The 16,323-nt window shown below is 73.7% G+C and carries 10 protein-coding genes; 4 read left to right on the forward strand and 6 right to left on the reverse strand.

The features are described from left to right. The first annotated feature begins 110 nt into the window (after window positions 1-110). Together ACPYN7_RS12740 and ACPYN7_RS12745 are read left to right on the forward strand one after the other, a co-directional pair. The gene (locus ACPYN7_RS12740) at window positions 111-2,456 is read left to right on the forward strand and encodes a chromosome segregation ATPase (protein WP_424347892.1); all 2,346 of its coding nucleotides are present in this window, start codon (window positions 111-113) and stop codon (window positions 2,454-2,456) included. A 233-nt stretch (window positions 2,457-2,689) separates the two neighbouring features. Further along, window positions 2,690-4,153, forward strand: a complete 1,464-nt coding sequence (locus ACPYN7_RS12745) for an Ig-like domain-containing protein (RefSeq protein WP_058873123.1) — start codon at window positions 2,690-2,692, stop codon at window positions 4,151-4,153. Window positions 4,154-4,210: 57 nt separating this feature from the next. Here the strand turns inward: ACPYN7_RS12745 and xdhC are convergent, their stop codons facing one another. Genes xdhC through ACPYN7_RS12760 form a run of 3 tightly spaced genes read right to left on the reverse strand, consistent with a single transcriptional unit; the run spans window position 4,211 to window position 8,908 of the window. Next, the gene (gene xdhC, locus ACPYN7_RS12750; RefSeq protein ID WP_058873124.1) at window positions 4,211-5,005 is read right to left on the reverse strand and encodes a xanthine dehydrogenase accessory protein XdhC; all 795 of its coding nucleotides are present in this window, start codon (window positions 5,003-5,005) and stop codon (window positions 4,211-4,213) included. Window position 5,006: 1 nt separating this feature from the next. Continuing rightward, window positions 5,007-7,388, reverse strand: coding sequence for a xanthine dehydrogenase molybdopterin binding subunit (xdhB, locus tag ACPYN7_RS12755; RefSeq protein ID WP_058873125.1), 2,382 nt, complete (start codon window positions 7,386-7,388; stop codon window positions 5,007-5,009). Next, entirely contained in the window at window positions 7,385-8,908 is a 1,524-nt protein-coding gene (locus ACPYN7_RS12760; RefSeq protein WP_058873126.1) for a xanthine dehydrogenase small subunit, read from the reverse strand. Before ACPYN7_RS12760 ends, xdhB begins: the two co-directional genes overlap by 4 nt. A gap of 395 nt (window positions 8,909-9,303) precedes the next feature. Between ACPYN7_RS12760 and ACPYN7_RS12765 the strand changes: the two genes are divergently transcribed. Together ACPYN7_RS12765 and ACPYN7_RS12770 are read left to right on the forward strand one after the other, a co-directional pair. Beyond that, the gene (locus tag ACPYN7_RS12765; RefSeq protein WP_058873127.1) at window positions 9,304-9,801 is read left to right on the forward strand and encodes a nucleoside deaminase; all 498 of its coding nucleotides are present in this window, start codon (window positions 9,304-9,306) and stop codon (window positions 9,799-9,801) included. A gap of 157 nt (window positions 9,802-9,958) precedes the next feature. Beyond that, window positions 9,959-11,581, forward strand: coding sequence for a nucleobase:cation symporter-2 family protein (locus tag ACPYN7_RS12770; protein WP_424347893.1), 1,623 nt, complete (start codon window positions 9,959-9,961; stop codon window positions 11,579-11,581). Between the two features lie 188 nt (window positions 11,582-11,769). Here ACPYN7_RS12770 and ACPYN7_RS12775 read toward each other — a convergent pair whose 3' ends face one another. From ACPYN7_RS12775 to ACPYN7_RS12785, 3 genes are all read right to left on the reverse strand, one after another. Beyond that, a complete protein-coding gene (locus tag ACPYN7_RS12775; protein WP_424347894.1) occupies window positions 11,770-13,155 on the reverse strand; it encodes an 8-oxoguanine deaminase in 1,386 nt (461 codons plus the stop codon). A 204-nt stretch (window positions 13,156-13,359) separates the two neighbouring features. Further along, window positions 13,360-14,679 carry an allantoinase AllB gene (allB, locus tag ACPYN7_RS12780; RefSeq protein WP_058873252.1) on the reverse strand — a complete coding sequence of 440 codons (1,320 nt, stop codon included), beginning with the start codon at window positions 14,677-14,679 and terminating at the stop codon, window positions 13,360-13,362. Window positions 14,680-15,137: 458 nt separating this feature from the next. Further along, entirely contained in the window at window positions 15,138-16,304 is a 1,167-nt protein-coding gene (locus tag ACPYN7_RS12785; protein ID WP_424347895.1) for a glycerate kinase, read from the reverse strand. Window positions 16,305-16,323 lie beyond the last annotated feature (19 nt).

Raw genomic sequence — 16,323 nt, forward strand, 5'->3', positions numbered from 1 at the left:
CATTTGCATCATCCCCACCGTGTCATGCCATGAACTTGCGTTAACTGATGCAAACTCCAGGTGGGGTCCACCCGTGGGGGGCGGACCGATCGACTCTGGGGGGACCAGACATGTCATTTTTCCGTGGATCCACGCTGTCTTCGAGGGGCCAGAGCACGCAGGGCACCCGCCGTGTCGTCGCGGCACTGGCCGTCTCCACCGTCTTCGGGGGACTCGCCGTGGCAGTGCCGGCGCACGCCGCACCGCCGGCCGGGACGGGCGGTGTCTGCAACGGCGTCGTCAACCAGTTGTCGCACCGGGGAACGGTGCAGCAGAACCTGCTGAAGGCGGCCGCGAAGCAGAACGCCGAGCAGATCGCCGCGCTGCAGGCCGAGCGCGCCGCGCTGGTGACGACCTCCGAGGAGCTCGTGGCGGAGATCGCGGCGGGGGAGCAGGCTCTCACGGCCCTCGACGCCGAGGAGGCACAGGTCGCCGCCGACATCACGGCGGCCGAGGACGAGATCGCTGGACTGACCGCGGAGCTGACCACCACCGCCGCCGCGGTGTCGGAGGCCGAGGAGGCTCTGGCGGCCCTGGAGACCCAGCGGGCCGCTCTGCAGGACGAGCTGACTCCGCTCCAGGAACAGCTGGCCACTGCCGAGCGGAACCTCGCCGACCTCGAGGGCCGGGCCGAGGGCGCCACCGCCGACGCCACCGCCGTGCAGGAGCGGATCGACGCCGCCGAGGCCGAGCTGGCTGCTCTGGAGGCGACCGCCGCGGAGACCGCCGACGCCGTGGCCGCCCAGCACGAGCGGATCGACGCCGCGGGGACCGAGCTGGCTGCTCTGGAGGCGACCGCCGCGGAGGCCGCGCACGCCGTGACCGCGGCGGGCACCGCCGTCACCGACGCCGAGGCGGAGCTGCAGCGCCTCCGGGACGGCGGCCAGGCCGCGCAGGAACAGCTCGACGCCGCGCAGGACGAGCTCACCGGAGCCGAAGCGGTCCTCGCCGACACGCAGCGCAAGGCGGACAGCGCGGCCGGCGCCCTGGCCGAGCAGCAGGAGGAGATCACCCGAGCCCAAACCGACCTGGCCGCACTGCAGGCCACCGCGGACACCGCCGCCGAGGCCGTGACCGCCCAGCAGGAGCAGATCGCCCGGGCCGAGGCCGAGCTGGCCGTCCTCGGGGCCACCGCGAAGGCCGCCGCGGACGCCGCCGCCGCGAACGATGCGAAGATCGCCGTCGCCGCCGCCGGGATCGCCGTGCTCGAGGAGCAGCTCGGCGAGAAGCGCGCGGCGATCGAGGCCGCCGAGGCCGAGCTCGTGAAGGCCCAGGACGAGCTGCGGACGGAGCAGGAGCGGAAGACGTTCCTGGAGCAGGAGATCGCCCGCCTGGAGGCCGTCAAGGGCGAGGGCCAGACGAAGAAGCAGCGGGAGGCGCAGATCGCCCAGCACAAGGCGGAGCTCACGACCGTCACCGCGCAGATCACCGATACCACCGCACTGATCTCCGGCCTGCAGGGCGACCTGGGCGGGCTGCAGCAGCAGGTGACCGTCCTGAACGAGCAGCTCGCCGCGCAGCAGCAGGAGAGCGCCGCGCTGCAGCAGCAGGCGGCCCCCCTGCAGGAGTCGTTGGCAGCTGCCGACGCGGCGGTCGCCACCAGGACCGGCGAGATCGCCGACCTCCAGGACCGGCTCCCGGCGCTGCGGACCGCGGCGCTCGAGGCGCAGTCGGCGGCCTCGGCGGCGCAGGACGCGCTGACCGCGCTGCAGGAGGGCCTGCCGGCGCTGGAGGCCGCGGTCAGCACGGCCGAGAACGCCGTCGCCGCGCAGGAGCAGAAAGTCGCCGACCTGAAGGCTGTGCTGCCGGGGCTCGTGGACGGGGTGGAGACCGCCCAGCGGGAGATCGACGACCAGGAGTCCGAGCTCGCCGATCTGCGGACCGAGCTCGCGGACGCCGAGACGGCGCACCGGAGCGCCACCGCCGCCGTCGCGGAGCAGCAGGCGGAGCTCGACGCGCTCCGGGAGGAGCTGACGGGTCTGCAGGACGCCGCGCACGAGGCCGACCGGACGGTCGCCGCGAAGCAGGACGAGATCGCCGCGCTCTCCGCCGAGATGGACGCCGTCCTCGCGGAGCTGAAGGACCTGAACGCGCAGATCACGGCGAAGGAGCAGGAGATCCTCGGCACCCAGACCCGCGTCGCTCCTCTGCTGGCCGAACTCACCGAGGTCGACGACGCCGTCAGCACCACGGAGACGCGGCTGAGCACGCTGCAGGAGCAGGTGATGACGCTCGACGGCCGGCTGACGGACGCGCAGGATGCGCTGCGCGGCCTGGAAGCGGCCAAGAAGCAGAACAAGGACGCGATCCGGGCCCAGACGGCTGTCGTGCAGGGTCTCCAGGCGCAGCTCGGGGAGGTGCAGCAGCAGATCACGGCCATCGACGGCACCATCGCCCTCGGCGGCTGCCTCGCCTGATTCCGGGTGCCGGTGACGTCCTCACGCCGGCCCACGGGAGGGCGTCACCGGAGCGGAGCACTGGTCACACGATGGCCAGTAACCGGGAAGGATTGTGCCGGCCCACCGCCCGGGACAGACTGTCCCACGGGCAGGGGCGCGGTCCTCGGAAGGGGACCGAGGGCGCGGCCGGCCCCGTCCGCAGCGACCGGTCACTCCAGGGGGAACCCATGCGTCGTCTTCTGAGAAGCATCGTGCACGCCGTCGTCGCGGGACTGGTGCTCTCGCTGGCCGTGCTGTGGTCCGGGCCGGCGCAGGCTCGCACCGTCCCGGAGACCCTGGCCGAGGCCGAACCGGTCCGGGCCGGGGAGGTGACCACGGACTTCACCATCGACCACGTCGGCGTCCTGTGGGACGTCCCGGCCGGTCGGGAGCACGCCGCGGAGGCACCCGGCGCCGAGCCGCACGGTGCGGTGCGGCTGCGCCACGACGGCCGGTGGGGACAGTGGATCCCGCTGATGGAGGACGGCGTCACGAGCAAGGGGCAGTGGGCCAGCGGCCTGGTCCCCGCCGGCGACGCCGAGGCCTACCAGGTGCGCGGCATCCCCGCAGATGCCGTCGCCCCGCGCGCGGTGGCCATGAACACCACCGACGGGCCCCGGACCACCGTGGGGCGGGTCCCGGGCGGGGCCGCGCAGGCTCTCAACAGCAGCCAGTGCCGCTCCCGCGCCGACTGGGGTGCCGACGAGTCCCTGCGCCACGACGCCGCCGGCCAGGAGCTCTGGGCGCCGCAGTTCTACGACGCCCAGGTGACGACCGTCCACCACACCGCGACCGCCAACGACGACCCCGACCCGGCCGCCACGGTGCGCGCCATCTACCGCTACCACGCGGTCGATCAGGGCTTCGGCGACATCGGCTACCAGTACCTGATCGACGAGTTCGGGATCGTCTACGAGGGCCGGTGGTCGGGCACGGCCAGTACCTCGTGCGGGGCCGCGGGCGGGACCGGAGCCGACTTCGCCCACGAGGACGGCACCGACCGGATGGTGACCGGCGCCCACGTCGGCGGCTGGAACTCCGGGAACCTCGGGGTGGCGCTGCTCGGGGAGTTCACCGGCCACCGCAGGTTCGGGGCCGACCCGGAACCGGCGGCCGTGTCCTCCCTGGAGGAGCTGCTCGCCGAGCTGGCCGTGCGCCACGACCTCGAACCGGCCGCCACGGTCACCTACACGAACCCGGTCAACGGGACGCAGCGGACTGTGCCGGTCATCGGCGGGCACCGCGACTACGAGGCCACCGAGTGCCCGGGCGAGCGCCTCTACGCCCAGTTGCCCACCGTCCGCCTGCACGTGGCGGACCGGATGGCCGGCGCCGCCGACGACCCGCCCCGTGTCGCGCTCACCGCTCCCGCCGACGGCGCGACGGTGAGCGGGACGGTGCCGGTGACCGCCGAGGCCGTCGACGACGTGGCGGTCGCCCAGGTCGCCTTCGCCGTGGACGGCCGGGTCCTGGGCACCGACACCGACGGCACGGACGGGTGGACGGCGTCCTGGGACACCACCACGGTCGCCGACGGCAGTCGCACGCTCTCGGCGACCGCCACGGACTCGGCCGGGCAGACCTCGACCGACCTGGCCGAGGTCACGGTCGGCAACGGTCCCGGCGAGGAGAAGGGGAGGGGGACCCCGCCCGTCCGCCCTCCCCGCGCGGGGTGAGCCGGCCGCGCGCTCCCGGGAGGGCCACGACGCTGTGGTCGCGGCTTCCGGGGACGGTCAGGCGGCGAGCACCCGGAGGAGGTCGGCGGCGACGCTGACGGCGATCACCGCCGGCGCCTTGCCCGGGATGCCGGGGAGCCCGATGGGGCAGGTGATGCGCTCGAGCGCGGCGTCGCCGTGCCCCTCCTCCCGCAGCCGCACCCGGAACCGGGACCACTTGGCCGAGGAACCGATCAGCCCCACGGAGCCGAGGTCGTCCCGGCGCAGCGCGGCGTCGCAGAGCACGAAGTCCTCCGCGTGGTCGTGGCTCATGATCAGCACGTGCGCCCCGGTCGGCAGCGCGGCGAGCACGTTCTCCGGGACGGGGCTGTGGTGGACGTGGACCTGCGCTGTCCCGTCGGTGACGTCGGCCAGCCGGGCAGGATCCAGCTGCCCCTCCCGGCTGTCCACCAGGTGCAGGTGCAGGGGCAGCCGGGAGAGCACCCGGGCGAGCTCGTGGCCCACGTGCCCCACGCCGAACACGGCGACGGACGGCCGGGCGCGCTGGGGCTCGAGCAGGACGCCGACCACGCCCCCGCAGCACTGCCTCCCGTGCTCCACGGCGGCGTGCTCGTTGAGCGAGAAGGTCATCGTCTCCGGGACGCTCGCCCCGGACGCCAGCATCGCCCGTGCCCGCTCCACGACGGTCGCCTCGAGGTTGCCGCCGCCCACGGTGTCCCACGAGGCCGTCTCGGCCACGACCATCTTGGCCCCTGCCTCCCGGGGGGCGTGCCCGCGCACCTCCGTGACGGTGGCGAGCACCCCCGGCGCGCCCGCCGCGCGCAGGTGCTGCAGCGCGTCCAGCCAGTCCACGTCAGTGCGCCGCCGAGGTGGCCGGTGCCGGAGCCTGCTCCGTGTCGGCGGCCAGGACCCGGCGCCCCTCCTGGAGCGCCCAGAACACCGCCTCCGGGGTGGCCGGGCTGGCGAGCTCGACGCTCCGGCGGCCGGGGCCGAAGGCGCCCGCCGCCTCCCGCAGCGCCTCGCGCACGCTGAAGGCCAGCATGAGGGGCGGTTCCCCCACGGCCTTGGACCCGTAGACGACGCCGCTCTCGGTGGCCTGCTCGAAGAGGTGCACGTTGAACTCCTCGGGCATCTCCGAGAAGCTCGGCAGCTTGTAGGTGCTCGCCGCCTGCGTGGCCAGCCGCCCTCGGTGCGGGCCGTCGGAGACGTCCCAGCGCAGCTCCTCGAGCGTCAGCCAGCCGGCCCCCTGCACGAAGCCGCCCTCGATCTGCCCGACGTCGATCAGCGGGGAGAGGCTGTCGCCGACGTCGTGGATGATGTCGGTGCGCAGCAACCGGTAGGCGCCGGTGAACCCGTCGACTTCCACCTCGGAGACGGAGGCGCCGTAGGAGAAGTACTTGAACGGCTCGCCCTGCATCCGGGCGCCGTCCCAGTGCAGCCCCTCGGTCCGGTAGTACCCGGCGGCCCACAACGAGATCCGCTGGAAGTAGGCGTCGTGGGCGAGCTCGGCGAAGGACATCTGCCGGTCGTGGAAGCCGATCCCGGTCACCGTGCCGTCGACGAACCGGACGTCGTCGGGGTGGATGTCGAACTTGCGGGCGGCGACCTCTGCCAGTCGGTCGCGGATCTGCTCGCAGGCGTTCTTCACGGCCCCGCCGTTGAGGTCCGCCCCGGAGCTGGCGGCCGTGGCGGAGGTGTTGGGCACCTTGTCCGTGCGGGTGGGCGCGAGCCGGACGGTCTCCAGGGGCACGCCCAGGGCCGTGGCCGCGACTTGGCGCATCTTGGTGTGCAGCCCCTGCCCCATCTCGGTGCCGCCGTGGTTGATGAGAACGGACCCGTCCTTGTAGACGTGCACGAGGGCGCCGGCCTGGTTGAAGGCCGTGAGGTTGAACGAGATGCCGAACTTCACCGGGGTGACCGCCAGCGCCCGCTTGGTGTCGGGATGGGCGGCGTTGAAGGCCGCGATCTCCTCACGGCGGCGCTCGACCTCGGCCCGGTCGAGCAGCTGCGTCCAGATGGTGCGCAGCCGCTCGGCGTGCCGGACGGGCTGGCCGTAGGGCGTGGTCTGGCCGGGGACGTAGAGGTTGCGGTGGCGCAGCTCCGTGGGGTCCACCCCGAGCAGCGGGGCGCAGCGGCCCATGACCTCCTCGATCACCAGCATGCCCTGGGGCCCGCCGAAGCCGCGGAACGCGGTCTGGGAGGTCTTGTGGGTCCGCGCGATCCGGCCGTGGACCTGCACGTGCGGGATCCAGTAGGCGTTGTCGATGTGGCACAGCGTGCGCTGCAGCACGGGCTCGGAGAGGTCCAGGCTCCACCCGCCGTCGCTGGTGACGGTGGCCTCGAGGGCCTGCAGGCGACCGCTCTCGTCGAAGCCGGCCTCCCACCGGGCGTGGTAGGGGTGGCGCTTGCCGGACAGGGTGATGTCCTGGGTGCGGTTGAGCCGCACCCGGACCGGCCGCCCGGTGAGCACGGACCCGAGGGCGGCAACGGCGGCGTAGCCGTGCGGCTGCATCTCCTTGCCGCCGAACCCGCCGCCCATCCGCAGGCACTGCACGGTGACCTCGTGGCTGTGCAGGCCGAGGACGTGGGCGACGATCTCCTGGGTCTCGGTGGGGTGCTGGGTGCTGCAGTGCACCAGGACCTGCTCGCCCTCGTCGACGTAGGCGAAGGAGGCGTGGGTCTCGAGGTAGAAGTGCTCCTGGCCGCCGAACTCGAACTCACCGCTGAAGCGGTGGGCCGCGGTGGCCAGCGCGGTGCTGGTGTCCCCGCGGCTGACGGTGGGCTGAGCGCCCTGGAAGCTGCCGGCCTCGATCGCCTCGGCCACGGTGACCAGCGACGGCAGCGGCTCGTAGTCGACCTCGACGGCTGCGGCGCCCAGGCGGGCGGCCTCCTGGGTCTCGCCCAGCACCCAGCACACCGCGTGCCCGTGGAACATGACCTCGGTGGGGAACAGCGGCTCGTCGTGCTTGGTGCCGGCGTCGTTGACCCCGGGCACGTCCGCCGCGGTGAGGACCCGGACCACGCCGGGGACCGTCAGGGCCGGGGCCGTGCGCAGGTCCTGCACGAGGGCGTGGGCGTGCGCGGCCTGCACCGGCCAGGCGTGCAGCACGTCCTGGTGGCGCACGATCAGGTCGTCGGTGTACAGGGCCGTGCCCGTGACGTGCAGGGCGGCGTTCTCGTGCGCGACGGGCACGCCCACCACGGGATTGACGGGGCGGTCGGCGAGGGACGTCATCGGGACACCTCCATGTCGGGGGCGAGCGCGTTCTGCGCCCAGAACTTGAGCAGGGCCTGCTCGAGCATGGCCGAGCGGTAGCGGGCGCTGGCTCGGTGGTCGTCGATCGGCGTGCCCTCCCCGGCCAGCGCGGCCGCCGCAGCGAGGACCGTGTCACGGTTCCACGGCGCACCGCTGAGGATGCGTTCCGGGGCATGCGCGCGGATCGGGGTGGCCGCCACCCCGCCCAGTCCGATCCGCGCGGAGGTGACCGTGCCGGCCTCCACGTGCACGGCGATGCCGACGGCCACGCTCGAGATGTCGTCGAAGCGCCGCTTGGCGATCTTGTGGAACGCGCTGTACCGGGCCGGTGGCAGCGGGATCCGCACGGCGCGGATGATCTCCCCGGGGCGGCGGACGCTCTGCCGGTACCCGGTGTAGTACTCGTCCAGGGGGACCTCGCGCTCGCCCCCGGCGGAGGCCAGCACCACGGACGCGCCCAGAGCCAGCAGCGCCGGGGCGGAGTCCCCGATGGGCGAGCCGGTTCCGAGGTTGCCGCCGAACGTCGCGGCGTTGCGGATCAGGCGGGAGGCGAACTGGGGGAAGACCTGGTCCAGCAGCGGCACCCGCCCGGCGAGGCCGCGCTCGACCTCGGACAGGCTCAGGGCCGCCCCGATCTCGACACGCTCCTGCCCCACCTCGAGCGTGCGCAGCTGCTCGAGCCGGTCCACCGCCAGGGTCAGCGGCGGACGGGCGTGCTGGATGTTGACGCCCACGCCCGCGTCCGTGGAACCAGCGACCAGCTGGGCGTCCGGGGTGTCCTCCAGGTGCTCGAAGAGCTCCTCCATGGAACCGGGACGGACGAACTGTGCGCCCCCGGCCGCCACCCGGGTGAGCGGGGCCGGCTGCGCGGGCCGGTCCTGGCGCCGCAGCAGCGGGTCGGCCTCGGCAGGGGTGCCCAGCGCGTAGGCGGCGTCGCGGATGGGGCGGTAGCCGGTGCAGCGGCAGAGATTGCCGCTGAGGGCGTGCAGGTCGAAACCGTTGGGCCCGCACTCGTGGTCGGCCGCGTGCTCCTCGCCGACGACCTCGGTGCCGGTCTGGGCCCCGCCGGCCGCCTCGGTGGCCGCGCCGGGGGCCTCGCGCTCGGGACGGTAGTACTCGGCGGCCATGGAGCAGACGAAGCCGGGGGTGCAGTACCCGCACTGGGAGCCTCCCCGGAATGCCATCTCCTGCTGGACGGGGTGCAGCGCCGCCGGCGTGCCGGTGCCGCCCGCGGTGCCGAGGCCCTCTGCGGTGACGACCTCTTGACCGTCGAAGGCGGCGGCGGGGGGCAGGCAGGCGTTGACGGAGGTCCACCGGCTGCGTCCCTCGCCGTCCGGCCGGGCCACCAGCACCGCGCAGGCACCACACTCGCCCTCGGCGCAGCCCTCCTTGGCGCCGGTCAGGCCCTCGCCCCGCAACCAGTCCAGCAGCCGGGTGTGCGGGCCGACCTCGGCACCGTCCCGGGCCCGACCGTTGACCGTCACTCGGATGTCGCTCATACCTGCTGCTCCTCGGTGCATGCCACTGGCCGCGACCTGGAGTCAGGTGGTTCCCCGGGGGTACTGGGAGCTCTCTGGCGGCGGACCAGCGCGATTCGTCGTTGCTCGCCCGGTAGATAGTCCGCTCGAGGACCCGCCGTAGGCTGAGTCACACCATAACCACGCCGTGACGGGGCCGCAAGAGAACGGTCGCCACCACCGGGTCAGGGTGGATCTGGAAGAATTCTTCCACAATGTGTTGTAGGTCACGTGGATCTCCTCTAGGTTGGCCTCAGCCAAAGGCGGGCCCCGATCGACCGGGGCTATCTACCGGGCATGATCTGACAGCCGGGCGGGCCTGCCGACGGACAAGCCGTTTCTCGGGTTCCCCCACGATCCGTGAGGACCTGAGCATCATGTCGACCATCCACGAAACCACTCCGCGCACCCAGGTCCACCTGGAACGTGCCGTCGAGCTCGCGGCGGAGAACGCCGCCGGCGACGGCGGGCCGTTCGGCGCCGTCGTCGTGACCGCGGACGGGCGGGAGTTCCCCGCCGTCAACCGCGTGACGGCGGACCACGACCCCACGGCGCACGCGGAGGTCATGGCCATCCGCAGCGCCTGCCGCGAGCTGGGGACCTTCGACCTCAGCGGCGCCGTGCTCTACACCAGCTGCGAACCGTGCCCGCTGTGCCTCTCGGCCTCGCTGTGGGCCCGGCTGGACGCGGTGTACTTCGCCGCCGACCGGCACGACGCCGCGGCCGGCGGATTCGACGACGCCGAGTTCTACGAGTTCTTCGCCCGGAGCGCGCAGGAGCGGGACCGGGCCCTTCCGGTCCGCCACGTCGCCCTCGCCACGCGCACGGAACCGTTCGAGGCCTGGGCCGGCAACGCCCAGCGCACCGCGTACTGATCCGAGCACCCCGCCGCCCCGGTCGGCTCCTACCGGGACCACCAGATCTGGACACTTCACGGGAGACCCGCCGGCAACGGACGGCCCGGGAAAAACAGAGGATCGCCGGACCTTGCGTAGCAGAGCCGACGCCTGCGCGCTGAAGGAGGCTCCTTCCATGTCATCGACCACACCTGACCGTCCGACCGACGCCCGCGCGGCGGACGCCCGCACGACCCCGGCCCGCACGAGCCGCCGTGGGCGCCCGGCGCCCGCGCCCGGACCGGAGGACGAGCGGCTGCCGCTAGGACGCACCACCGCCTACGGCTTCCAGCACGTCCTCACCATGTACGGCGCCATCGTGGCCGTCCCCCTCATCATCGGGCAGGCCGCCGGACTCTCCGGCGAGGAGATCGCCCTCCTCATCAGCTCCTGCCTGCTCATGGGCGGGGTCGCCACCGTCCTGCAGAGCTTCGGGGCGCCCTTCCTCGGCTCCAGGCTGCCGCTCGTGCAGGGGGTGTCCTTCGCCGGGGTCGCCCCCATGCTCGCGATCCTGGCCGGGGGCAACGACCTGACCACCATCTTCGGGGCCGTGCTCGTCTCCTCGGTGGTGGGCTTCCTGCTCGCCGGCGCGTTCTCCCGCGTCCTGCGGCTGTTCCCACCCGTGGTCACCGGAACGGTGATCACGGTCATCGGCATCTCCCTGCTGCCGGTCGCGATCTCCTGGGCCGCCGGCGCCGGGGACGGAGGCGCCGCCGACCCCCGCAGCCTCGCGCTCGCGGGGATCACCCTGCTCATCGTGCTGGTGCTGTCCAAGGTGGGCGTCGGAATGATCTCCCGCCTGTCCATCCTGCTCTCCTTCGTCCTCGGCACGGTGATCGCCCACGCGATGGGGATGGTGGACTTCTCCGGTGTGGGCGAGGGGGGCATCGTCACCTTCCCGACGCCCCTGGCCTTCGGACCCCCGACCTTCGAGGTCGCCTCGATCATCTCGATGCTCATCGTGGTGCTCGTGACGATGACCGAGACCACGGCGGACATCCTCGCGGTGGGCGAGATCACGGGGGCCAAGGTCGACTCGAAGCGCGTGGCCAACGGCCTGCGGGCGGACATGCTCTCCTCCGCGGGGGCGCCGCTGCTCAACTCGTTCACCCAGACGGCCTTCGCCGCCAACGTGGGCCTCGTCGCGGTGACGGGCGTCCGCAGCCGCTTCGTGGTCACGGCCGCCGGCGTCATCATGGTGGGGCTGGGGCTGTTCCCCGTCATCGGCGAGGTCGTCGCGGCCATTCCCACCCCGGTGCTGGGCGGTGCGTCGATCGTGCTCTTCGGCACGGTGGCCTCGTCCGGGGTCCGCACGCTGGCCAAGGTGAACTTCAACAACTCGATGAACCTCGTCATCGTGGCGGTCGCCTTCGCCTTCGGCCTCATCCCCGTGGCCGCACCACAGTTCTACGCCGGATTCCCGTCCTGGACCCAGACCATCCTCGGTTCGGGGATCAGCGCCGCGGCGCTCGTGGCCATCGCCCTCAACCTGCTGTTCAACGAGCTGACCGCCGGCAACTCCCGGCACCAATCCGTCATGGCGGCGGCTCCGGTGCGGGTCGTCCGGGCGGACACCCTGGCGCACCTGCGGGAGGGCGACCGGATCCAGGGCGGTGCCGTGGTGGACAGCGACGGAGCCGAGGTGGCGGTCGTGGCGGAGCACCACTTCGACGACGTCCGGAGGATGATCGACGACGGGGAGATCACGCACACGGGGCAGATCCGGACGGTCCTCGCCGCCAAGGACGCGACGGCCTGAGCGCCCGCACCCCACCTGCGAGGCCTCGACCAGGGGCGTTCCCCGCCTCCGCCCGGCACACCGCCGGGCGGAGGCGGGGAACGCCCTGCGACGGTGTCCGGGCCGGCCCGATCAGCTTGCTGCCACCGGGCCGCGGCGCCCCGCCCGGGCCCGGTCCGCGAGCGCCGCGCCCGGCGGGGCCGGGAGCTTCAGGCGTTCACCAGGCGGCGGGCCGCCGCGGAGTGCTCGGCGGTGAGCGCCTCCACGTCCAGACCGGCGATCGCACCGTCCTCCACGAGCCAGCGCCCGCCCACCATCACCCGGTCCGCGCGCTCCGCGCCGCACAGCAGCAGCGCGGAGAGCGGGTCGTGGGCGCCGGAGAAGCGCAGCCCGTCCAGCCGGAACATCGCGAGGTCCGCCTGGGCGCCCGGGCGCAGCACACCGAGGTCCGGGCGCCCGAGCAGGCGCGCGGAGCCGCGCGTCGCCCAGCCGAGGGCCCGCTCCGGGGTCACGGCCTCCGCCCCGTAGCGCAGCCGCTGCACGTACAGGGCCTGCCGGACCTCCTGCACCAGGTTGGAGGCGTCGTTGGAGGCGGACCCGTCCACCCCGAGCCCCACGGGGGCTCCGGCCTCCTCGAGCTCCACGGCCCGGCAGATCCCGGAGGCCAGGCGCATGTTGGACGTGGGGCAGTGGGCCACGCCCACCCCGGCCGCGCCCAGGCGGACCACCTCGGCGTCGTCGAAGTGGATGCCGTGGGCCAGCCACGTCCGGTCGGTGAGCCAGCCCGTGGACTCGAGGTAGTCGACCGTCCGCAGCCCGAAGCGCTCCCGGCAGAAGTCCTCCTCGTCGATGGTCTCGGCGAGGTGGGTGTGCAGCCGCACGTCCAGCTCGCCGGCCAGCACGGCGGTGTCCCGCATGATCTCCCGCGTCACCGAGAACGGTGAGCACGGGGCCAGGGCGATCTGGGTCCGGGCGCCGTCGCCGCGCTCGTGGTAGGTCCCCACCAGGCGTGCGCTGTCGGCGAGGATCGTCTCCGCCTCCTGCACCGTCTGCTGCGGGGGCAGCCCGCCGTCGCGCTCGCCCAGGCTCATGGACCCCCGGGAGAGGACCGCCCGCATGCCGAGGCTCCGGGCGGCCTCGACCTGCACGTCGATCGAGTGCTCCATGCCGCCGGGGAACAGGTAGTGGTGGTCGGCCGCCGTGGTGCAGCCCGAGAGCAGCAGCTCCGCCATCGCCACCGTGGTCGCGAGCTGCAGGTCGCGGGGGCGCAGGCGGGCCCACACGGGGTAGAGGTCCCGCAGCCACGGGAACAGGGGGACGCTGACCACGGGCGCCCAGGCGCGCGTGAGCGTCTGGTAGAAGTGGTGGTGCGTGTTGATCAGCCCGGGCACCACCACGTGCTCCCGGGCGTCGAGGACCGCGCACGGAACGGTCGGGACTCCGCCGGCCGGGACCAGCTCCACCACGGTGCCGGAGTCGGTGTCCACCACGACACCGCCGGCCGTGTCCGCGGAGGCGTCCTCGCCGGTGTACAGGGCCAGGGGCTCGCGCAGCCACAGCAGGTGGGAGCCGGGGTTCGCGGTGTGGGGACGCACAGGGTTCTCCGATCGGTCGCAGGTCTCGTCACCGGCGCCGTGCGCCTCGTGTGCTCCGAGGGCGGCACGCGGCGCCGCCAGCTCAGTGAGGTCCTGTCTGCTGATCCAGGAGACCGCTCCCGCGGTCCCGGTGACCGTAGCACCGGCGGATGTTCGCCTTCAACCGTCCGGGCCCCGACGACGACGGGCCCGTCCGGCGTCCGGTCAGTTCTCCCCGCGCCGGAGGAGTCGGCCGTGCGGTGTCTCGAAGTCCACGGCGGTGCCCCGCACGAAGGTCCTGCGCACTCTTCCGGACAGCGCCTTGCCCTGGTACGGGGTGATGGGGTTCTTGTGGTGCAGCTTCCCGGCGTCCACGACGAAGGCGTCGTCGGGTGCGAAGACCACCAGATCGGCGTCATAGCCCAGGGACAGCCTGCCCTTGGAGCGGAGGCCGGCCCGCTGGGCGGGCCTCGTCGACATCCACTCCACCACGCGGCCTAGGTCTACTCCGCGGCGACGGGCCTCGGTCCAGATCAGGGACAGACCCAGCTGCAAGGAGGAGACCCCGCCCCAGGCCACCCCGAAGTCGCCGTTGTCGAGGTCCTTCAGGTCCAGGGTCGAGGGGGAGTGGTCGGAGACGATGAAGTCGATGGTGCCGTCGATCAGACCCTCCCACAGCAGCTCGCGGTTGCCGACCTCCCGCACCGGCGGGCAGCACTTGAAGGCGGTGGCGCCGTTGGGCACCTCCTCGGCGAGCAGGGTGAGGTAGTGCGGGCAGGTCTCCACCGTGATGTCCAGGCCGTCCCGCTTCGCGGTGGCGAGCATGGGCAGGGCGTCCGAGGAGGACAGGTGCAGGATGTGGGAGCGGGCGCCGGTCCAGCGGGTGCGCTCGATGACCTCGGCGATGGCCAGGTTCTCGGCGCCGCGCGGGCGGGACCTGAGGAAGTTCTCGTACACGTCCCCCTCGGGCCGCGGGGCACGGTCGATGGCCCGGGAGTCCTCGGCGTGCACGATCATCAGCGAGTCGAACGTCTTGATCTCGGCGAGGTCCTCCTCCATCTCGTCGGCCTCGAGGTGGGGGAACTCGTCCACCCCGGAGTGCAGCAGGAAGCACTTGAAGCCGAAGACGCCGTCGTCGTGCAGCTCGCGCAGGTCGGGCTTGTTGCCGGGGATGGCCCCGCCCCAGAAGCCGACGTCCACGAAGACGTTGTTCTGGGCGAAGAGCCGCTTGTACTCGAGGGCCGGCACGTTGACCGTCGCCGGGACGGAGTTGAGCGGCATGTCCAGGACCGTGGTGACGCCCCCGGCGGCGGCGGCGCGGGTCGCGGAGGCGAACCCCTCCCACTCGGTGCGGCCGGGCTCGTTGATGTGCACGTGGGTGTCCACCAGGCCGGGCAGCAGGTGCTCGTCCTCGGCCAGTTCCACGACCTCGCGGCCCGCCAGGCCGGCGCCGAGGGGTTCGATGGCCACGATCCTGCCGTTGCGCACGCCGACCTCGCGCGGGGCGAAGTGGTCGCCGCAGGAGACGTTCCGGCCGCGCACCACGAGGTCGAACTCGCGGTGGCCGTCCGCGTCGGCGCTCTCCGAGTCCGGGCGGGGGGCGTCGGCGGCATCGGCGGGGATGCCGTGCTCCCGCTGGTAGTCGGCGATCAGCCGGCGGACGCGCTCGGGGTCGTTGACGTCGTGGCGCACGTCCAGCTTGTGCGCCTGCTCGGCCTCGTAGGCGCTCCGGGCGGAGGCGGGCTTGGTGGCCGCGCGGGCGGAGTCCTCCCGGGCGATCGCCGCGGGGTCCTCGCTCAGCTGCTGCGCACGCCCGGCGGCGTCAGCGGTGCCGTCCGCGCCCCGGCCGGGCTCCGCGGGCGGTTGCCGCGGGTCCGGCCGGTGCCCCTGCTCGTCGCTCTGCTGCCCGCCCCGGCCGGGGGTCTCCGGCTGCTGCGGCGTCTTCTTCTCCGTCATGTCGGAGCTCCTCCTCGTCATCGGCGTCCGCACCGGCCGCCGGGTCGTCAGTTGGGTCGGGTCCCGGTGAGCAGGCCGGGGAGATCGCGGGCGAGGCGGGCGCCCACCTGCTCGAGCAGCCTGCCGGCCTCGCGCATGCTGACCCGCGGGTCCGGCTCGAGCTCGGCCAGGGCATAGGTGCGCACGAAACCCGCGGCCCGGCGGGTCTCCTCGTCCAGGGTGGTGCGGCCGCACACGGCCACCACCGGCACGCCGGCGGCGTGCGCCGTGGCGGCGACCCCCATGGGGGTCTTGCCGCCGAGCGACTGCTCGTCGAGGCTGCCCTCCCCGGTGACCACGAGGTCCGTGCCCGCCATCCGGTCGGCGAGGCCCACGAACTCCAGGACCACGTCGATGCCCGGGCGGCGCTGGGCCCCGAGCACGGCGAGGGCCGCATAGCCCACGCCGCCGGCGGCCCCGGCGCCGGGCGACGCGGCCGCGGCCAGGGCGGCCGGGCCCAGGGCGTCCGCCAGCCGGTCCCGGAAGACCGTCAGCGCGGCGTCGAGGGATGCCACGAGCTCCGGGCCGGCGCCCTTCTGCGGGCCGAACACGGCGGCCGCGCCGTTGGCCCCCGTGAGCGGGTTGTCCACGTCCGCGGCCAGGACGAACCGTGCGTCCCGCACCCGGGGGTCCAGCCCGGCGAGGTCGACCCGGGCCAGCCGGGCGAGCTCGGCGCCTCCGCGGCCCAGCTCGGCGCCCTCGTCGTCCAGCAGGCGCGCGCCGAGGCCCTGGAGCAGCCCGGCACCGCCGTCGGTGCAGGCGCTGCCGCCCACTCCCAGGACGATCCGGGTGGCTCCGGCGTCGAGGGCGGCGCGGATCAGCTCACCGGTGCCGCGGCTGGTGGCGCCCCCGGCGTCGAGCACGGGATCGCCGTGCTCGTCCACCGGGAGGGCGGCCAGTCCCGAGGCCAGGGCCATCTCCACCACCGCGGTCCGGTCCAGCAGGGCGAACCCTGCCTCGACGGGGTCCCCGACGGGACCGGTCACGGTGGCGGAGCAGGCGGTGAACCCGGCGCCGACGGCGGCGTCGAGGGTGCCCTCGCCGCCGTCGGCCACCGGGACGGCCACGACCGCGGCGGACGGCTCCACGGACCGGATCCCCGCTGCGAGGTGCTCCACCACGTCGGTGGCTTCCAGCGAGCCCTTGAACTTGTCCGGGGCGACGACGATGCGCACGGTCGTTCCTCCTGTTGTG

It is taken from the genome of Kocuria sp. CH-021 (assembly GCF_049716185.1).
Classification (GTDB): Bacteria; Actinomycetota; Actinomycetes; order Actinomycetales; family Micrococcaceae; genus Kocuria; species Kocuria cellulosilytica.

What these genes read in the sequence shown, in the direction of transcription:
- ACPYN7_RS12740 (WP_424347892.1), top strand. Translation starts at nt 111, where the DNA reads ATGTCATTTTTCCGTGGATCCACGCTGTCTTCGAGGGGCCAGAGCACG.
- ACPYN7_RS12765 (WP_058873127.1), top strand. Translation starts at nt 9,304, where the DNA reads ATGTCGACCATCCACGAAACCACTCCGCGCACCCAGGTCCACCTGGAA.
- ACPYN7_RS12760 (WP_058873126.1), bottom strand. Translation starts at nt 8,908, where the DNA reads ATGAGCGACATCCGAGTGACGGTCAACGGTCGGGCCCGGGACGGTGCC.
- xdhB (WP_058873125.1), bottom strand. Translation starts at nt 7,388, where the DNA reads ATGACGTCCCTCGCCGACCGCCCCGTCAATCCCGTGGTGGGCGTGCCC.
- ACPYN7_RS12770 (WP_424347893.1), top strand. Translation starts at nt 9,959, where the DNA reads ATGTCATCGACCACACCTGACCGTCCGACCGACGCCCGCGCGGCGGAC.